General features: G+C 39.3%; 16 protein-coding genes. 5 read left to right on the top strand and 11 right to left on the bottom strand.

The window, feature by feature from the left end:
• Positions 1-106 precede the first annotated feature (106 nt).
• A complete protein-coding gene (locus tag G529_RS0104535) occupies positions 107-1207 on the top strand; it encodes a porin (protein ID WP_026914419.1) in 1101 nt (366 codons plus the stop codon).
• On the opposite strand, the gene G529_RS0104530 is transcribed toward G529_RS0104535, so the two are convergent.
• Positions 1204-1818: a DUF1684 domain-containing protein gene (locus G529_RS0104530; RefSeq protein WP_051201335.1), complete on the bottom strand. Its 615-nt coding sequence runs from the start codon at positions 1816-1818 to the stop codon at positions 1204-1206. The genes G529_RS0104535 and G529_RS0104530 overlap by 4 nt on opposite strands.
• Before the next feature lie 70 nt (positions 1819-1888).
• Here G529_RS0104530 and G529_RS0104525 point away from each other — a divergent pair, with 70 nt between their 5' ends.
• Entirely contained in the window at positions 1889-3094 is a 1206-nt protein-coding gene (locus G529_RS0104525) for an MFS transporter (protein ID WP_026914417.1), read from the top strand.
• On the opposite strand, the gene G529_RS0104520 is transcribed toward G529_RS0104525, so the two are convergent.
• The 3 genes from G529_RS0104520 to G529_RS0104510 all read right to left on the bottom strand — a co-directional run bounded on the left by G529_RS0104520 (position 3091) and on the right by G529_RS0104510 (position 5431).
• The gene (locus tag G529_RS0104520) at positions 3091-4491 is read right to left on the bottom strand and encodes a hypothetical protein (protein ID WP_026914416.1); all 1401 of its coding nucleotides are present in this window, start codon (positions 4489-4491) and stop codon (positions 3091-3093) included. The genes G529_RS0104525 and G529_RS0104520 overlap by 4 nt on opposite strands.
• A 102-nt stretch (positions 4492-4593) precedes the next feature.
• On the bottom strand, positions 4594-4854 hold the full coding sequence (locus G529_RS0104515) for a DUF1328 domain-containing protein (RefSeq protein ID WP_245566887.1): 261 nt from the start codon (positions 4852-4854) through the stop codon (positions 4594-4596).
• A 136-nt stretch (positions 4855-4990) separates the two neighbouring features.
• Positions 4991-5431: an Lrp/AsnC family transcriptional regulator gene (locus G529_RS0104510; protein ID WP_026914414.1), complete on the bottom strand. Its 441-nt coding sequence runs from the start codon at positions 5429-5431 to the stop codon at positions 4991-4993.
• A gap of 114 nt (positions 5432-5545) precedes the next feature.
• Here G529_RS0104510 and G529_RS0104505 point away from each other — a divergent pair, with 114 nt between their 5' ends.
• On the top strand, positions 5546-5944 hold the full coding sequence (locus G529_RS0104505) for a hypothetical protein (protein WP_051201333.1): 399 nt from the start codon (positions 5546-5548) through the stop codon (positions 5942-5944).
• 61 nt (positions 5945-6005) lie between these two features.
• Here the strand turns inward: G529_RS0104505 and G529_RS0104500 are convergent, their stop codons facing one another.
• A complete protein-coding gene (locus tag G529_RS0104500) occupies positions 6006-9461 on the bottom strand; it encodes a methylmalonyl-CoA mutase family protein (protein ID WP_026914412.1) in 3456 nt (1151 codons plus the stop codon).
• A 428-nt stretch (positions 9462-9889) separates the two neighbouring features.
• On the opposite strand from G529_RS0104500, the gene G529_RS0104495 reads away from it, so the two are divergent.
• Both G529_RS0104495 and G529_RS0104490 read left to right on the top strand, forming a co-directional pair.
• Positions 9890-10597, top strand: a complete 708-nt coding sequence (locus G529_RS0104495) for a DUF4197 domain-containing protein (RefSeq protein WP_026914411.1) — start codon at positions 9890-9892, stop codon at positions 10595-10597.
• 155 nt (positions 10598-10752) lie between these two features.
• Positions 10753-10950, top strand: a complete 198-nt coding sequence (locus tag G529_RS0104490; protein WP_026914410.1) for a Lacal_2735 family protein — start codon at positions 10753-10755, stop codon at positions 10948-10950.
• On the opposite strand, the gene G529_RS0104485 is transcribed toward G529_RS0104490, so the two are convergent.
• The 6 genes from G529_RS0104485 to G529_RS0104460 all read right to left on the bottom strand — a co-directional run bounded on the left by G529_RS0104485 (position 10931) and on the right by G529_RS0104460 (position 16255).
• Positions 10931-11704, bottom strand: a complete 774-nt coding sequence (locus G529_RS0104485; RefSeq protein ID WP_026914409.1) for an ABC transporter substrate-binding protein — start codon at positions 11702-11704, stop codon at positions 10931-10933. The genes G529_RS0104490 and G529_RS0104485 overlap by 20 nt on opposite strands.
• A 3-nt stretch (positions 11705-11707) precedes the next feature.
• Complete coding sequence (gene pyrF / locus G529_RS0104480; RefSeq protein WP_026914408.1) at positions 11708-12526, bottom strand: orotidine-5'-phosphate decarboxylase; 819 nt, start codon at positions 12524-12526, stop codon at positions 11708-11710.
• Positions 12527-12541: 15 nt separating this feature from the next.
• Positions 12542-13618: a peptide chain release factor 1 gene (gene prfA, locus G529_RS0104475; protein WP_026914407.1), complete on the bottom strand. Its 1077-nt coding sequence runs from the start codon at positions 13616-13618 to the stop codon at positions 12542-12544.
• 62 nt (positions 13619-13680) lie between these two features.
• Positions 13681-14379: a lysoplasmalogenase family protein gene (locus tag G529_RS0104470; protein WP_026914406.1), complete on the bottom strand. Its 699-nt coding sequence runs from the start codon at positions 14377-14379 to the stop codon at positions 13681-13683.
• A 62-nt stretch (positions 14380-14441) separates the two neighbouring features.
• Positions 14442-15131 carry a hypothetical protein gene (locus G529_RS0104465; RefSeq protein WP_026914405.1) on the bottom strand — a complete coding sequence of 230 codons (690 nt, stop codon included), beginning with the start codon at positions 15129-15131 and terminating at the stop codon, positions 14442-14444.
• A 419-nt stretch (positions 15132-15550) separates the two neighbouring features.
• Positions 15551-16255, bottom strand: a complete 705-nt coding sequence (locus G529_RS0104460; RefSeq protein WP_026914404.1) for a hypothetical protein — start codon at positions 16253-16255, stop codon at positions 15551-15553.
• Positions 16256-16281: the final 26 nt, after the last annotated feature.

Here is a 16281-nt window from a genome sequence, read left to right as displayed (position 1 = left end):
GAGCGTTCCTCCAAACGCTCCGCTATATAATTGCTGAACTTTAAAAATACATTAAGCTAAACCGTCGCTAAACGAATACACTAACAATGTTCTAATTCTTAAAATCATGAATGCAATTACATTTTCAAAATTAATAAAATTCTCCGTTGTACCATGCCTGTTATTCTTCTCATTTGCCTCGCAGGCGCAGGAAGAGGAAGCCGAAGAAAACTCAAGATTCAGTATTAGCGGAAGCGTTGATGCGTACTTTCGAACAAATTTTAATGGTCTTAACCAATCTGAAGAAATCGTAGGTGGTGATGCCGTGACTGTAGACCCTGCAGCTCCTGCTACTTCCTTTGCCAATGATCCTGGCTTTGCTATTGGAATGGCCAATGTGATTCTTGGCTACGAAGATGACAAGGTTGGTTTTGTAGCAGATCTGGTTTTTGGTCCCAGAGGGGAAGATGCCGTATTTCTCTCCCAGGGTTCAGCCCAGATTGTCAATCAGCTATACGCCTACTATAAAGTAAACGATGCCCTGAAGTTCACCCTTGGAAACTGGAATACCTTTCTGGGGTATGAGGTAATATCCCCGGTGGCGAATTTCAATTATTCAACTTCCTACATGTTTTCCTATGGTCCTTTTTCTCATACAGGTATTAAAGCTGACTTTAGCTTCGACGACCAGTGGACTGGAATGCTGGCTATTATGAATCCCACAGACTATACTGAATTTAATCCAATTGGCAAGTATAGTTTCGGCGGACAGTTAGGCTACAGCACGGATGGTGGAAGTGCCTTTCTGAATCTTCTCTATGGTGAGCAGTCACTCTCAGATGACAGCCTGTTTCAAATAGATCTAACCACAGGCTGGGATCTTACCGACAGTTTTTATCTTGGACTGAATACTACTTATCAGGATACAGATGGTACAGGTTTTTATGGAGCTGCGATCTATCCTCAACTTTCACTTTCAGACAATTTTGGTCTGGGCCTTAGAGCTGAATATTTTAAAGAACTGGAGGACGGAGGTATCGTCTACGGTGCAGATACCAGTATTACGGCATTTACACTTACAGGAAGTTACCAGACCGGCGGCCTGATCATTAAACCTGAATTGCGTCTTGATAGCGTTTCCGATGATTTTCCGGCGTTTCTGGATCGCGACCTGCAACCCAATAGCGAGCTGGCTTCCTTTCTGGTGGCTGCCATCTATGCCTTTTAAGACTTAAGGAATTTTTTCGCACCGGCCAGTATTGCTGTTTCAAGATGATTCTCTTCAGGAGGAACGGGACAGGAATACTGGCCGCTGTATGCACAGTAGGGATTATAAGCCCTGTTGAAATCTATTATTACTGAATTACTATCAGGGATACTGAAGTCTATATATCTTCCCCCATCGTAGGTCGAAACTCCGTTAGTCTGATCTGTAAAGGGCAGGAATAAATAATCGAAATATTCAGGATCTGTTCTTAAACTCTGATTTTGATAGAGATTCAACATCAATTCCTTTCCCTTCAGTTTAAAATAAAGCTCGCCATATTTCACATAGGTTGCAGTTCTGGAAGTGCTTGTAGGCATTTCAAAAGGCGATTCTGAAGGAGTTCGAACAAACGTTGCCTGCACGATATAATCAGGATCAATATCGAAAAAATCCAGGCTCTCAAAATTCTCCAGATCTTTACTTTCTAAAGGGGATTCATCAGGATCTCTGAAATCTTCATTTAATTGAGCTCTATAGGCTTTAGAAGCCTGCACAGCGTCCTGAACCTGAGCTCGCACCATAGCCGTTACCATAAAAAACAGGATCAAAATACAATTAGGACTAGAAGACATGTGATATATTTAATTCCCAAAATAATCAATATCTCCCAGAAAATTTGAACTAATTTTGAGACTGAACGACATGAAAAAGTTATTTAGATCCTATATCGATTCATTCTCCGGACTAAGGAAAGAGATCTGGCTACTGGCATTGATCACTCTCATCAATAGAGCTGGTACCATGGTCATCCCGTTTCTGTCGCTTTATCTTACCAAAAGTCAGGGATTTAGTTTCGAGCAGGTGGGCTGGATATTGACTTTCTTTGGATTGGGATCTGTAACCGGTTCATTTCTTGGCGGCAGGCTTACAGATGTTCTGGGTCATTACAAGACCATGGCTGGCAGTTTAATTGGCAGTTCTGTATTATTCGTTTTGCTTCAGTTTCCTCAAGGTTTCTGGACCTTCTGCCTGGGGATATTCCTGGTCATGTCTATAGCAGATATCTTCAGACCCGCAGTATTCGTAGCCATAAGCGCTTACAGCAAACCTCAGAACAGAACCAGATCCTTAACCCTGATAAGACTGGCGATAAATCTGGGCTTTTCCGCAGGTCCAGCCCTGGGAGGGATCATTATTGCGACTGCTGGTTACAGTGGATTGTTTTGGGTAGATGGAATAACCTGCCTCTTCGCGGGGATGCTATTACTGAAATTACTTCATCCAAAACGTGCTGTCGAAGAACCTGAAGAAGAAATCACGAATAATACCTCTGCTTACCAGGATAAACTATACTGGATCTTTATTGCAGCGCTTATGTTGTTTGGACTGGTTTTCATTCAGTACTTTTCAACGGTTCCCCTGTATTATTCTGAAGTGCATTTCATGAATGAACTTGAAATCGGACTTCTCCTGGGACTGAATGGTTTGATCATATTTCTATTTGAAATGCCGCTGATCAAATACCTGGAGAACAAAAATCTGGGATCGCTTAATTACGTAATTATCGGCGCCATCCTTACCGCACTAAGTTTCCTGGTCCTGAATCTAACCGGTTGGATTGGAATTTTAATAGTTGGAATGTTTCTTTTAACCATTGGAGAAATGATCGCCTTCCCATTTTCTAACTCGTTCGCTCTTGTAAGGTCTCAGGGCAAGAAACGCGGGAGTTACATGGCACTTTACAGTATCGCCTTTTCCGTAAGCCATATTTTTGGGCATAACTCTGGAATGCAACTCATAGATAATTTCGGCTATGATTTTACCTGGCACACTATGATGGCGCTCACCATAGTGTGCATCCTTTTACTGTTGCTTCTGAAGAAATTTCTAATCAAAGAGACAACCTAGTATTTTGATTTATTTAGATATTTCTGAATGATCGCATTGTATTCTTCAGAAAACTTTAAATCCAGCGTTCCGTCAATCGAATAAAGTTTTTCGTAATCATCGTAACCAGTCTTCAGAAGATCTTCAAGATATAAGAGTGCAGTTTCAGGATCACCATCTAAAGATGCCAGTGATATGATTTTAAAGTATGCCTCTGGGTCCTGCTTATTGATGGCTGTTCTTAAAACACTAATAAAGATCTTAGCATTTATCCCGGCATTTGATTTCATAATATCGTCAAACTGGCGCCTGGAAAGAAAGTCCAGATAGCCTTCCAGTCTATAGGCCATATCCACTTTTGCTTTTTCACCACTATTCTGCAGTTTTTCCAGACCATCCATCTGGTAAGCCCACCAGCCGATATTCTGGAAGTTTTGCGTCATCACATCTGAAGTCAACAGGTATTCATACTCCGCCTGTTGTTCACGCTCATAGGAAACCGCCTGTTTGAAATCTCTTTTCTGCGCTGAGTAACCTTTGGTGCGCTTAACATCTTTCATACGATCCTCTACCTCCACTTCATATCCAAACTGCGCGTACTTCTCTTCCATTCTCTCCAGGTTCTCATACGCAGCGTAGTAATTTCTTGTACGCCTCAGGCTTTCCACGTAGTCCAGTTCATGCTTATATAATTTTACAACCAGTTCGTTGTCTGCCGGCCTGGATCCATCCTTTATGGCTTGTAGTGTAAAACCCGAAACAGCATTATAAATGACTGAACTTGATGGCCAGTCGTTCTCCTTCCCTTCAAAGTAATAGATCTCTGTGGGGAAATCCCTTTTATCATAGAACTTGAGGTAATTTTCCATTTCGTAAACCATATAATCCTGGCTCCCTCCTATACCTATAAACATATAAGGCTCCTGGTTGTTTACAAATTTTGGATTTACAAACGAGTTATTAATAGCAAGAATTCCAGCCATGTTCTTATTCATAAGCGTAAGCGCTGATGCTATCTGTGCTCCTTCTGCCATTCCTGCGAAATATATTTGCTGTGGATCTATCCCAAAGGTACCAGTCACCACGTTCATCATAGATACAGAAGTATTGATGACACTATCCAAAGATTTCGATTTGAGATCAAGTTCCAGGGCTGCAAGTATATATCCCTGATCCTCCGCAGCCGGGCGAAAGAGATTTGCCGTACTGGTCGCTCTTCCTTTTGGATCAAAAATAAAAATGACCGGCCATTTTTTATCTTGAGAATATTGAGAGGGCGTGTAAATTGAAAAAGTATCTCCCTGGGATCCGGGAATATTGATACCCTTTGTCACATTACCTTTGGCGATCCTTAATTCCTGAGCCAGGGTGAACAAGGGGATAAGAAGCAGAATGAGAAATGGTAACTTTTTATTCATAGGTGCTGGAATATGTTTAAATATAAACATTGTATCATGAATTATTCCATAAAAAAACCCGTAAGCAATAAACTTACGGGTCGTAGTACATTTAATGTGATATTATCTCCTTTTAACTGGCTGATATTTCATTTTCGGTTTCTCTGGAAAAAATAATTTTGCCATAAGAGAAATCACCAGTAGATCTGCAAATATCAGGAACATAATTCTTACTACCTCAATCCCGGAAAATGATAACCCGGTAAATCCAACTAATCCTGTTACTGCTGCAAGAACTAAAAATAATAGTGCTTTCTTCCTCATGATACTTTTTACTTGTTTTGTTTGATACAAATTTAAGTATGATTCAGGCTGATTAGTCATAACAAAATTACAATTGGAATCTTTTTAACTAAGAACTTTGAAATTTCAGATCAAACTGTTAAAGTAGAAAATTACAGAGTAGTAATTTAACAGTCTGTTGCAGATTGTTGATTTCTACCGGAAAGCTAAAAGTATGCTATCGTGGAAGTATTGGTGCATCATCCACAACTTTCGAAAGAATAATATGAGTCCTGGTTTCTCCATACGTGATCAACTGGTCTATAAGCTTCTCCAGATGCACCTGATCCTTTAAAATTACTTCCATGATGATATTTTCATTTCCGGTTATTCGATAACAATTAAGGACTTCTTTAAAAGAGGAAACCGTTTCCAGAAATGCTTTCAGTCTTCCTGTAAATGCACGCAAGGTGATCACGGCCCTCAATTGATACCCGGTTTTCTGATGGCTGATGTTTACTTTATAGGAATTGATTACCCCGGCATCTTCCATTTTTTTCACTCGTTCCGCTACTGCAGGAGAACTCAATCCCACTTTTCTACCTATTTCAGAAAAGGAAGCTCTGGCATCCTTTTGCAATTCCTGAAGTATAGCCCAGTTCAATTTATCAACCATAATTTTAAAGTATTTCGAGCTTATAAATTTAAATATTAAATATAAATATACTATCTAGATTAAATTTTAAATACATCTTCATCCAGTATCACTTTAATTTAGAGAAAAAATTAAACGATGTCATCTTCTTATCCTCTATCCGGTTCATCCAGTGAAGCTTTACATTCTAAAGCCCGTGAGATCATGAGGATGTCCAAATCTGTATCAAATTATCTTCTGCCAGACGTTTCGGGCTTGAACGATCATGGTATGGAAGATAAAAGCGTTTACTATACCGGAGATATTATTCGGTATTCAGAATCTTTGTTGTCCAATATTGCCAGAGCTGAAAGTGAGTTTTTCCAGGAAAGCAGAAGGCAATATGTACATGCGGTTGGTATTCTTACCGATCGTTTGAGCAAGCATTGTGAATACCTTGAACTCGCAAATAGCAATGGAAGGGACTTTGTACGACTACTTCGGAAAGAAATTCAAAAATTTCGAAAATTACAGCGTGTTTGGCGACTAACCTTGTAGTGATATAAATAAAAAATCCCGGTAACCCGGGATTTTTTTATGATTTGAAATATTATAACATCTACATATTTCTGCGATACTGCCCTCCTACTTCAAATAAAGCGTGAGTGATCTGGCCCAAAGAGCAAACCTTGGTAGCCTCCATCAGCTCCTCGAACAGGTTCTGATTATTGATCGCCGCTTTCTGAATTCTCTCCAGCATTTCTTCAGCAGCGTTTTCTTTGGCCTTATGCAAAGTTTTCAGGGTTTTGATCTGGTTTTCTTTTTCCTCTTCCGTAGCTCGAATAACTTCACCTGGCGTAACCGTAGGCGAACCTGTAGAGCTCAGGAAGGTATTTACCCCAACGATAGGATAATCACCATTATGCTTCAAGGTTTCATAATACAGGCTTTCTTCCTGTATTTTTCCTCGCTGGTACATGGTCTCCATTGCGCCAAGTACTCCGCCACGTTCTGTGATACGGTCAAATTCTGTAAGCACCGCTTCTTCCACCAGGTTGGTCAATTCCTCGATAATGAATGATCCCTGGATTGGGTTTTCGTTCTTGGCAAGACCTAACTCCTTATTAATGATCAACTGGATCGCCATCGCTCTTCTTACTGAAGCTTCTGTTGGCGTAGTGATCGCTTCATCATAAGCGTTGGTGTGCAATGAATTACAATTATCATAGATCGCATACAGTGCCTGAAGCGTAGTTCTAATATCATTGAAATCGATTTCCTGAGCATGCAGTGATCTACCTGAAGTTTGTATGTGATATTTCAACATCTGAGCTCTGGAATTGGCGCCGTATTTATGTTTTAAGGCTTTGGACCAGATTCTTCTGGCCACACGTCCTATAACAGCATATTCCGGATCTACCCCATTTGAGAAAAAGAAGGAAAGGTTTGGACCAAATTTATTGATATCCATTCCCCTGCTCAGATAATATTCCACGTAGGTAAATCCATTCGCGAGGGTAAATGCCAACTGGGTGATTGGATTCGCGCCTGCTTCAGCGATATGATAGCCAGAAATTGAAACTGAATAGAAATTGCGAACTTTTTCCTCTATGAAATATTCCTGTACATCACCCATCAAACGCAAGGCAAATTCAGTAGAAAATATACAGGTGTTCTGCGCCTGATCTTCTTTCAGAATATCTGCCTGAACAGTACCTCTAACTACAGCTATAGTTTCAGCCTTGATCTTCGCATACACATCTTCTGGTAAAACCTGATCACCCGTTAATCCAAGAAGCATCAGGCCGAGGCCGTTATTTCCTTCAGGAAGTTCACCACGGTATTGTGGCCTGTCGATACCAGCGTCGTCATAAAGCTCCCTTAGTTTTGCTTCCACCTTGTTTTCCAGACCATTCTCTTTGATATACTTTTCACAATTCTGATCGATGGCAGCGTTCATGAAAAATCCAAGTAACATGGGAGCAGGACCATTAATGGTCATACTTACAGAGGTCATCGCATCTGCCAGGTCGAATCCTGAATACAACTTTTTCGCATCATCAAGACAACAAATGGAAACTCCGGAATTTCCAATCTTACCATAAATATCTGGTCGGTGATCTGGATCGTTTCCGTAGAGCGTAACCGAATCAAAAGCGGTAGAAAGCCTTTTTGCCGGCAACCCCTGGCTCACGTAATGAAATCTTCTATTGGTTCTCTCCGGTCCACCTTCCCCGGCGAACATTCTTGTAGGATCTTCACCGGTTCTTTTAAAAGGATACAGTCCGGCAGTGTATGGAAATTCTCCGGGTACATTCTCCTGAAGACTCCATGCCAGAATATCTCCCCAGGCTCTGTACTTTGGAAGAGCCACCTTCGGGATCTGTGTATGTGACAAGGATTCAGAATGCGTATCTATTTTGATTTCTTTGTCACGAACCTTAAAACTATATACAGGTTCTGTATATTTATTTACCTTCTCGTTCCACGCCAGGATCATTTCCCAGTTGTAAGGATCGAGATCCATTTTGATCTTGTCAAATTCAGCAAACAGCAGGCTTAAAAATTCAGCCTGGCCTTCTTCTGAAACTTCTTTGATAGCATCCTGATCGATTCCGTTCTTATCGAGATATTTAGTTTGATCTTTACCAAACTCTGTTTTAATATTAGCTACGGTTTCGATGGTTTTATATATTCCGTAGAGACGCTGAGCAACTTCAGTCTGAGTCGCAGCAGTTTCATCATAACCACGGTTATTTTCTGCAATTTCTGAAAGATATCGCGTACGCTTTGGAGGGATCACGAATATCTTTTCGCTCATTTCTTCTGAAATTTCAAAAGTTGAGGAAAGCCCGGAGTTTGTTTTCTTTTCCACAGCATCCATAAGGCTCCTGTAAAGAGTATTCATTCCGGGATCGTTGAATTGGGAAGCGATGGTACCAAATACCGGAAGTTTTTCAGCATCTTCATGCCATAGCTGGTGATTTCTCTGATACTGCTTTTTTACGTCACGCAAGGCATCCTGCGCACCACGCTTGTCAAATTTATTGATAGCAACCAGATCTGCAAAATCGAGCATATCGATCTTTTCAAGCTGGGTTGCCGCACCAAATTCCGGAGTCATTACATATAATGACACATCTGAATGATCCATGATCTCTGTATCACTCTGTCCAATTCCTGAAGTTTCAAGAATGATCAAGTCAAATTTGGCAGCTTTGAGCACATCTACAGCTTCGGCCACATGTTTAGACAATGCAAGGTTCGCCTGCCGGGTGGCAAGTGAACGCATAAAAACTCTCGGGTGGTTGATACTGTTCATCCTGATGCGGTCACCAAGCAGTGCTCCTCCGGTTTTCTTTTTTGAAGGGTCTACGGAAACGATTCCAATATGTTTCTCTGGAAAGTCCATTAAAAATCTTCGAACCAGTTCATCCACCAGGCTTGATTTACCCGACCCACCTGTTCCGGTAATTCCCAGAACCGGAGTATTACTGGACTCAAATTCGTTTTTATCAAAATGTTTTAAGAAATCTTCATGTCTGTTTTCAGCCAATGAAATAAGACGAGAAATCGTGGTCACTTGCCTGGATTGCAGGTTATCTTTAAGCTTGTTAGCTTCTTCAAGATCGGGAACCTGATGATCCACACGCTGGATCATATCATTGATCATTCCCTGGAGACCCATTTCACGACCATCATCTGGAGCGTAAATGCGGTCAATACCATAATCCATCAGCTCCTTGATTTCATCGGGAAGGATTACTCCTCCTCCACCGCCAAAGATCTTGATATGCTCAGAACCCTTTTCCTTCAAAAGGTCGTACATATACTTGAAGTATTCGGTGTGGCCACCCTGGTAAGAAGTCATCGCAATAGCATGTGCATCTTCCTGAATAGCACAGTTCACAACCTCTTCGACACTCCTATCATGCCCAAGGTGTATTACTTCGACACCGGTAGCCTGGATGATCCTACGCATGATATTGATAGCGGCATCATGACCATCAAAAAGAGAGGCAGCGGTTACAATTCTTATTTTATTTTTAGGTTTATAAGGACTTTGTTGCTCCATATTTAATTATATCAAGAATATTGACCTGCAATTTACGAAAATCGCAATGAAATTAGGATTTTTAAATTTCTCAAATTTAGAAAAAGCCACCTTGGGGAGGATGGCTTTCTTGTAAGCATAAGAATTTCAAATTTATGGAGGTACTAGTGGAGTCTGTTACCCATTTTGTCATCAACTATCTAATTATTTTATGAAGATAAAATGTAGTTTCAACAGTAAAACAATTTTAGCGTGTTGCTTCAATTGCATATAATTGAAAGATTGCTTTACTATTCTCTAAGCCCACCCAGAATTAAGTTGCCGGGGATATACTTTATAAAAATACGTCTAGAAATATTATAAGCAAAATTGATTGTTTTAATATTATTATAACTTTAAACAATTAAACCTTAAAATTTTAGCAGGTATATTTGGGCAAATATTTAATTATGAAAAAATTTCTCGGTCTACTACTGATATTCTCGTTAAGTTCCTGTGCAGAATTGCAACAAATAGCAACTCAGATCCCTTCTTCTTATGGTGTGACAGATTCTGAAATTAACTCCGGATTAAAGCAAGCCCTTCAATTTGGAATCGATAAGGAAGTAACCAGATTAGCTACTGAAGATGGATTTTTTAAGAATGAACTTGTTCGAATTGGTCTGCCTCCAGAATTGCAGAAAGTGGATAAAACCCTGAGAGATGTTGGATTGGATAATCTGGCCGACGAAGGTTTGAGAGTGCTCAACAGGGCTGCAGAAGATGCGGTGGGTGAAGCCATTCCTGTTTTTGCAAGTGCGGTAAAAGAAATTAGTTTTGCAGATGCCCGAAACATTCTTCTGGGTAATGATGATGCAGCAACAACTTATCTTGCGACCAAAACTGAAACAGAGCTTTACGCCAAGTTTAGTCCCATTATCAATAATTCATTAGAGAAAGTTGGAGCAAACCAGGTATGGTCTAATCTTATCCAGAGATACAATGCGATACCTCTTACCAGCAATGTAAATCCAGATCTTACAGATTATGTAACCAACGAAGCCCTTAATGGAGTTTATCGCATGATTAAAAAGGAAGAAAAAGATATTCGAAATTCATTAAATTCCAGAACAACAGACCTTTTACGCAGAGTATTTGCCCTACAGGATCGATCTTAGATTCTTACATAGGATAATTTTTTTAACACTTTCTCATGGATATCCGTACTATTTTAAATTAAGCTTAACTGAACATTATCAATGTATAAGTTTTCTTAGCCTTAGTTTTGTAATGTAGATGTAGGATGATGAAGTGGAACGAAATTAAGTATTATATGTTTAGAATTTTCGAAAACAAATCAAAGGAAGAAAGACTTTGTGAAAAGTACAGCAGACTGATGCAACGTGCTTACAAGGTTGCTCTTATAGATAAAGAACAAAGTGACAAACTGAATATTAGAGCTAAAAAAATCCTGGCTGAGCTGAGGAGAATGGATTGTTCGATGGTTGAAACTAGGAGTGAAACTGTTTGAAGTATTTTAAAGCTTTCAGGACACGACTGCCGTACCAGTTAAAATATTCCCCGTCCACAAGTAATACCTTCTCTGTAATTTCTGAGAAGGTTTTTTTATGCTCTTTCTGAAAAGGAAATGGCTCGGAACTCAACAGGATTGCATCAATTTCCATTTCTTTCAAAGCTATAAGTTCGGTTTCAGGATATCTGTCCTGTTCAAAAACATTAATCATCCTATTAAGCTTGAGCATTTCATTGATGAATGTTCCCTGCCCTGCCACCATTAAAGGTTCATTCCAAATAAAATAAGCTACTCGTTTAGGTTGTGAGTTTAAAACCATCTGCTCCAGTTGCAGTAGGGAAGCTTCGATTTTCTGAAGCAAATTTTCAGCTTCCTCGCCTTTGTCAAAAAGAGCACCGTACATCTGGATTAGCTCAGCATTATCCTGCAGGCTGGCAACATCTGAGCAGTGAACAGGTGCAATTTTTACGAGATCCTCAACCATCTCCCTGGTATTCTCTTCTTTATTGCATAGAATAATATCGGGTTTTAATTCCCTGACTTTCCTCAAATTCACCTTTTTGGTTCCTCCCAGGCTTGTCTTCTCTTCTTTCAACCCTCTGGGATGTACACAGAAATGAGTAATTCCAACAATGGAAGATTGAAGCCCCAGATCTACCAGTAATTCGGTTTGACTAGGGACAAGAGAAATTATTCTTTTAGGAGTGGAAGTGAGTTTAATAGATCTGTTGAGCTGATCCTGAAACTCCATGTTCTAAAGTTTTTCAAGTTCATCTTTCATCTGGATCTGAATAGCTTCAGCCTTGGCAGCGGCTATTTCAGCAAAATTGGAAGAATCTGAAGCGTAAATGATCTTGCGGGATGAATTTACCAGCAAACCTACATTGTTTGTTATTCCGTATTTACAAACTTCTTCCAGACTTCCGCCCTGTGCGCCAACACCAGGTACCAGCAAAAAACTTTCCGGAATGATCTTTCTGATCTCAGCAAGATATTCTGCCTTGGTAGCTCCAACCACGTACATGAGATTTTCTGAATTATGCCAGTCCAGGGATGTTTTGATGACTTTTTTGTACAGTTCTTCCCCATCTGCCTTTTGCGTCTGGAAATCATATGCTCCTTCGTTGGAAGTAAGTGCCAACAGTATGGTATGTTTATTCTCAAACTCGAGAAACGGTTCCACGCTGTCTTTACCCATATATGGTGCTACCGTTATGGAATCGAAACCAAGGTCTTCAAAAAATGCTTTGGCGTACATTCTTGAAGTATTTCCTATATCACCACGCTTGGCGTCTGCGATCGTATACAATTCCGGATATTCGGTATGCAGGTACTCGATCGTTTTCTTAAGGCTTTTCCATCCACTGGCACCCAGAGCTTCATAAAAAGCAATATTCGGCTTGTAGGCGACACAGTATGGATGAGTAGCATCGATAATAGCCTTATTAAAGCTAAACACTGGATCTTTTTCTGAAAGCAGGTAGGTTGGAATTTTGTCAATATCTGTATCCAGACCTACGCATAAAAATGTCTGTTTTTTAAATATCTGCTCAGTAAGCTCCTGTGAAGTCATATAATTTATTCAGTTTTAAAGAATATCAGAATTCTCTTTAAGCTTTTCTGTATTTTCTGCCAGCTGCAACTCATCAATGATCTTTTGAATATCTCCATTGATGATGTTAGACAGGTCGTAAAGCGTTAGGTTGATACGATGATCTGTAACTCTACTTTGCGCGTAATTGTATGTACGAATCTTGGCACTACGGTCACCACTGGAAACCATGGAATTTCTTTTTGCGGCATCAGCCTCCATTTTCTTGGCCAGCTCCTGCTCATAAAGCCTGGAACGTAAAACACGAAATGCTTTCTCTTTATTCTTGTGCTGTGACTTTTGATCCTGGCATTGAGCAACCAGGCCTGTTGGCTCGTGGGTTAGACGAACTGCGGAATATGTCGTATTTACCGACTGCCCACCTGGACCAGAAGAACAGAAATAATCAATCCTCACATCTTTTGGATCAATCTGAACATCAAACTCTTCAGCCTCCGGAAGCACCATTACCGTAGCAGCAGAAGTATGCACCCTGCCCTGAGTCTCAGTTTGAGGAACCCTTTGCACACGATGAACTCCAGCTTCAAACTTCAAAGTACCATATACATCTTCCCCGGAAACCTCAAATATCATTTCCTTGAATCCGCCGCTGGTACCTTCGCTATAATCTACAATCGTGTGGTTCCAGCCTTTACTTTCCACGTACTTGGTATACATACGGTAGAGATCTCCCGCAAAAATACTTGCTTCATCACCACCGGTACCACCACGAATTTCAACAACGACGTTCTTGGAATCCTCAGGATCCTTTGGGATGAGCATCATTCGAATCTTATCTTCCAGCTCCGGCAATTGACCTTTCGCTTCCTCCAGTTGTAGTTTAGCCATTTCGGTCATTTCAGGATCGCTGCCGTCTGAAATAATTTCTTCAGCTTCTGAAATATTTTCTGTAAGACTAACGTATTTTTCGCGTTCATCCATCAACGCACGAAGATCTTTGTACTCTCTGTTCAATTCGATATACCGCTTCTGATCTGAAATTACATCCGGCTGAATGATTAAATCATTCACCTCATCAAACCTCTGCTTTACGATATTAAGTCTTTCAATCATATATTCCTGCTGAATTTAGGCTAGCAAATTTACGATAATTTGGTTGAAATCATATAAAAGCTTTAAAGCCTTTCCATTTCAAATAGTGGCTCATGATTTCTACTGAAGGTGGAAAACTTTACCAGCGCAGATACACCGAAAATATAGAAAAATCTATCAGCATAATAAAATTCATGAAATTCCAGGTAATAAGCTATAAAGGACATGATATCTGAAAAGACAAGGCATAAAGCTCCAGCAGTAAAAAACAGGGCTGTGGCATCGGAATAAATGTTACTATAGGAAATAGCAGCCAGAACTAAGGTGATCATGGCACTTCCGTAGATATAAAACAACGAATTTAAAAATGGATATTCATATTTTTCAGGAACCATATCGACCAATACATATAGCATGGCAATATTCAAAGAAAAAACCAGCGCAAATACCACTTTTTGCACCAGGCTCATCTTCAGAATCCTTATCTCCGGAAAAATAACAAGTACTAGTAGTACGTACGCCGAAATACGCGACAAAAACGTGGCTGCATTGCTGTATACATGCTCATAATTCAGCAATAAAATATCAGATAAAAATAGAAACAGGACGGCGGTAAGAAGCAGTTTATCAGACCGCTGCCTCCATATCAAAGATATAAAGATGACGGAAGTTGTAACTAATCGTCCCCATCTAATCATCTGGAGGTCGTATTCTGAGATTAAGAATGCATTGGAAAGCGCTAGTAAACCGGCCAGGATGAGCAAAAAATATTTTGAAAGCATTTTAGGTTAGTTTTAAGTGATACCTACGAAACTCAGGAAAATTTGGATTGCATTTACAGGAATTACTTATTCAACAGATTCTCAGTTTTACTAACTATTGATTTTTTAGCAAATATAATCAGGGAAGCTATCCCTATGACATTTGCTATCTTATCAACATAATAAAAAACCTTAAAGTCCAGATAGTAAGCATTATAAAAAGTTATATCTGAAAGCACAAAACAAAATGACACCAACACTATAAGAAAGCCTTTTGTATTTGCATACCTGTTTAAATACGAAATACAGGTCGCAACCAACGCAAGAGATGTCAAGCCCAGCATATAGAAAAGAACAGTAAAAATGATATCAACCGAATAGTTAGGTATATACACCGCCATGTCATGCAGAAGATACACGTCGATCCCGATAACAAAACTCACTATAATCAGAGTAAAAAGATTGAGTTTAAGTTTAGATAAATAAGGATATAAATAAGAGATTATTGTTAGATAGCTGAGAATGCGGACAGCGTAAATGATTTTCTTGAATAGCGGATCTTCGTAATTGATAATTAGCCCATCACAAACAGTCAGCAACGCCAGAACTAATAATATTCTCGTTTCGGTTTTATACTTAAACAAAAAGAATATGAAGAAAGAAGCGGTTGAAAACAACTGGAAGTATCGAGCAGTAAATTGATCAAGATAATAAAAGGCACCAACATTGATTGCGATCAAGGTAAGGACAAATAGACTAAACCAGGTTTTCATACAATTATTTTTACTTTACCAGTCTATAACTCACGCTGCGTTGGTATAAAACGCGTTCCTTCTGAAAGTCTTTACTTGCCTATGAAAACATCATACTGGAGACGACTATTATTTACGATCCTAGGTATAAAAAATACAAGTTTTATATAACATTTGATGCTCTAAAAATAGCTAATAATTTAATAATTGGCAATTTGGAATGATGACATAGATTCATCTAATTTGTGCTAACATTCTTCGGAATTAAACTGGTATCGAGAATTCTGGATTATGTATATTCAATTCCATTCTATTCATAAAGCTTAGGGATGTTATTTTGTACGACGTACTAAATCGGGTAGGACCAGGTGATTTTTTACGAAATATCAGGGGTTCGTTTAATTAGTAATTGTGAATCTTAAGAAACTGTCTCTAGAACTTCATTCCAAATTTATTGAATCTGTCAGCGTTTCAGACTTTTTATCCTGAACCCATTTCTTTGCAAGTATTACTAGAAGCGCCATTCCTATGATATTGACAACCCTATCTGCATAATAGAAAATGTCAAAATCCAAATAGTAAGCATTGTAAAATGTGAGATCAGATAGCACGAAACATATCGAAATGACTACAAGCAAAAAACCTTTTACATCGGCATACCTATTAAGATAAGAAATACAGGTTCCAACTAGCACAAGAGAAACTAAGCCCATGAGATAAAAAAGAACCGTGAAAATGAGATCCTCCCGATAACCCGGAATATACGTAGCCATATCATGTAACATGTATAGATCAAGAACAACAATAAAAGCTGAAAATATAAAAGTGATAAAATTAAACCTTAGACGTGCTAATTGAGCGGAAAGAAAGTTGACAATGGCCAAGTAACCAGATATTCGTACGAAATAAATGAGATTTCGAATAATTGCATCTTCATAAAAAACGAGCAGTCCGTCACATAAGGTTAGCAGTGAAAAAGCGAGAAGCAATTTCCTATTTTCTCTATAATTTATTAAGAATAACGAATAAAAAACTAGCGTTGCAAGTAGTCTAAACCATCGATCGCTTACAGGATCAAGATAATGAATCGCCATGACGTTCATGGTGATCATAACTAAAACCAGTAAGGCTAACCAGAATTTCATCTTTTAAAACTAATAACCTGAAATGC

The sequence above is a fragment of the Christiangramia portivictoriae DSM 23547 genome (assembly GCF_000423045.1).
Lineage (GTDB): Bacteria > Bacteroidota > Bacteroidia > Flavobacteriales > Flavobacteriaceae > Christiangramia > Christiangramia portivictoriae.
The sequence above is the reverse complement of the archived record's forward strand: the minus strand, read 5'-3'. Positions and strand labels throughout refer to the sequence as shown.

Excerpts from the sequence above, each read along its gene's own strand:
- G529_RS0104485 (WP_026914409.1), bottom strand. The coding sequence starts at position 11,704 with ATGGAGTTTCAGGATCAGCTCAACAGATCTATTAAACTCACTTCCACT.
- G529_RS0104465 (WP_026914405.1), bottom strand. The coding sequence starts at position 15,131 with ATGAAAACCTGGTTTAGTCTATTTGTCCTTACCTTGATCGCAATCAAT.
- G529_RS0104535 (WP_026914419.1), top strand. The coding sequence starts at position 107 with ATGAATGCAATTACATTTTCAAAATTAATAAAATTCTCCGTTGTACCA.
- G529_RS0104520 (WP_026914416.1), bottom strand. The coding sequence starts at position 4,491 with ATGAATAAAAAGTTACCATTTCTCATTCTGCTTCTTATCCCCTTGTTC.
- G529_RS0104530 (WP_051201335.1), bottom strand. The coding sequence starts at position 1,818 with ATGTCTTCTAGTCCTAATTGTATTTTGATCCTGTTTTTTATGGTAACG.
- G529_RS0104495 (WP_026914411.1), top strand. The coding sequence starts at position 9,890 with ATGAAAAAATTTCTCGGTCTACTACTGATATTCTCGTTAAGTTCCTGT.
- pyrF (WP_026914408.1), bottom strand. The coding sequence starts at position 12,526 with ATGACTTCACAGGAGCTTACTGAGCAGATATTTAAAAAACAGACATTT.
- G529_RS0104525 (WP_026914417.1), top strand. The coding sequence starts at position 1,889 with ATGAAAAAGTTATTTAGATCCTATATCGATTCATTCTCCGGACTAAGG.
- G529_RS0104470 (WP_026914406.1), bottom strand. The coding sequence starts at position 14,379 with ATGCTTTCAAAATATTTTTTGCTCATCCTGGCCGGTTTACTAGCGCTT.
- G529_RS0104490 (WP_026914410.1), top strand. The coding sequence starts at position 10,753 with ATGTTTAGAATTTTCGAAAACAAATCAAAGGAAGAAAGACTTTGTGAA.
- G529_RS0104515 (WP_245566887.1), bottom strand. The coding sequence starts at position 4,854 with ATGACTAATCAGCCTGAATCATACTTAAATTTGTATCAAACAAAACAA.
- G529_RS0104505 (WP_051201333.1), top strand. The coding sequence starts at position 5,546 with ATGTCATCTTCTTATCCTCTATCCGGTTCATCCAGTGAAGCTTTACAT.
- G529_RS0104500 (WP_026914412.1), bottom strand. The coding sequence starts at position 9,461 with ATGGAGCAACAAAGTCCTTATAAACCTAAAAATAAAATAAGAATTGTA.
- prfA (WP_026914407.1), bottom strand. The coding sequence starts at position 13,618 with ATGATTGAAAGACTTAATATCGTAAAGCAGAGGTTTGATGAGGTGAAT.
- G529_RS0104460 (WP_026914404.1), bottom strand. The coding sequence starts at position 16,255 with ATGAAATTCTGGTTAGCCTTACTGGTTTTAGTTATGATCACCATGAAC.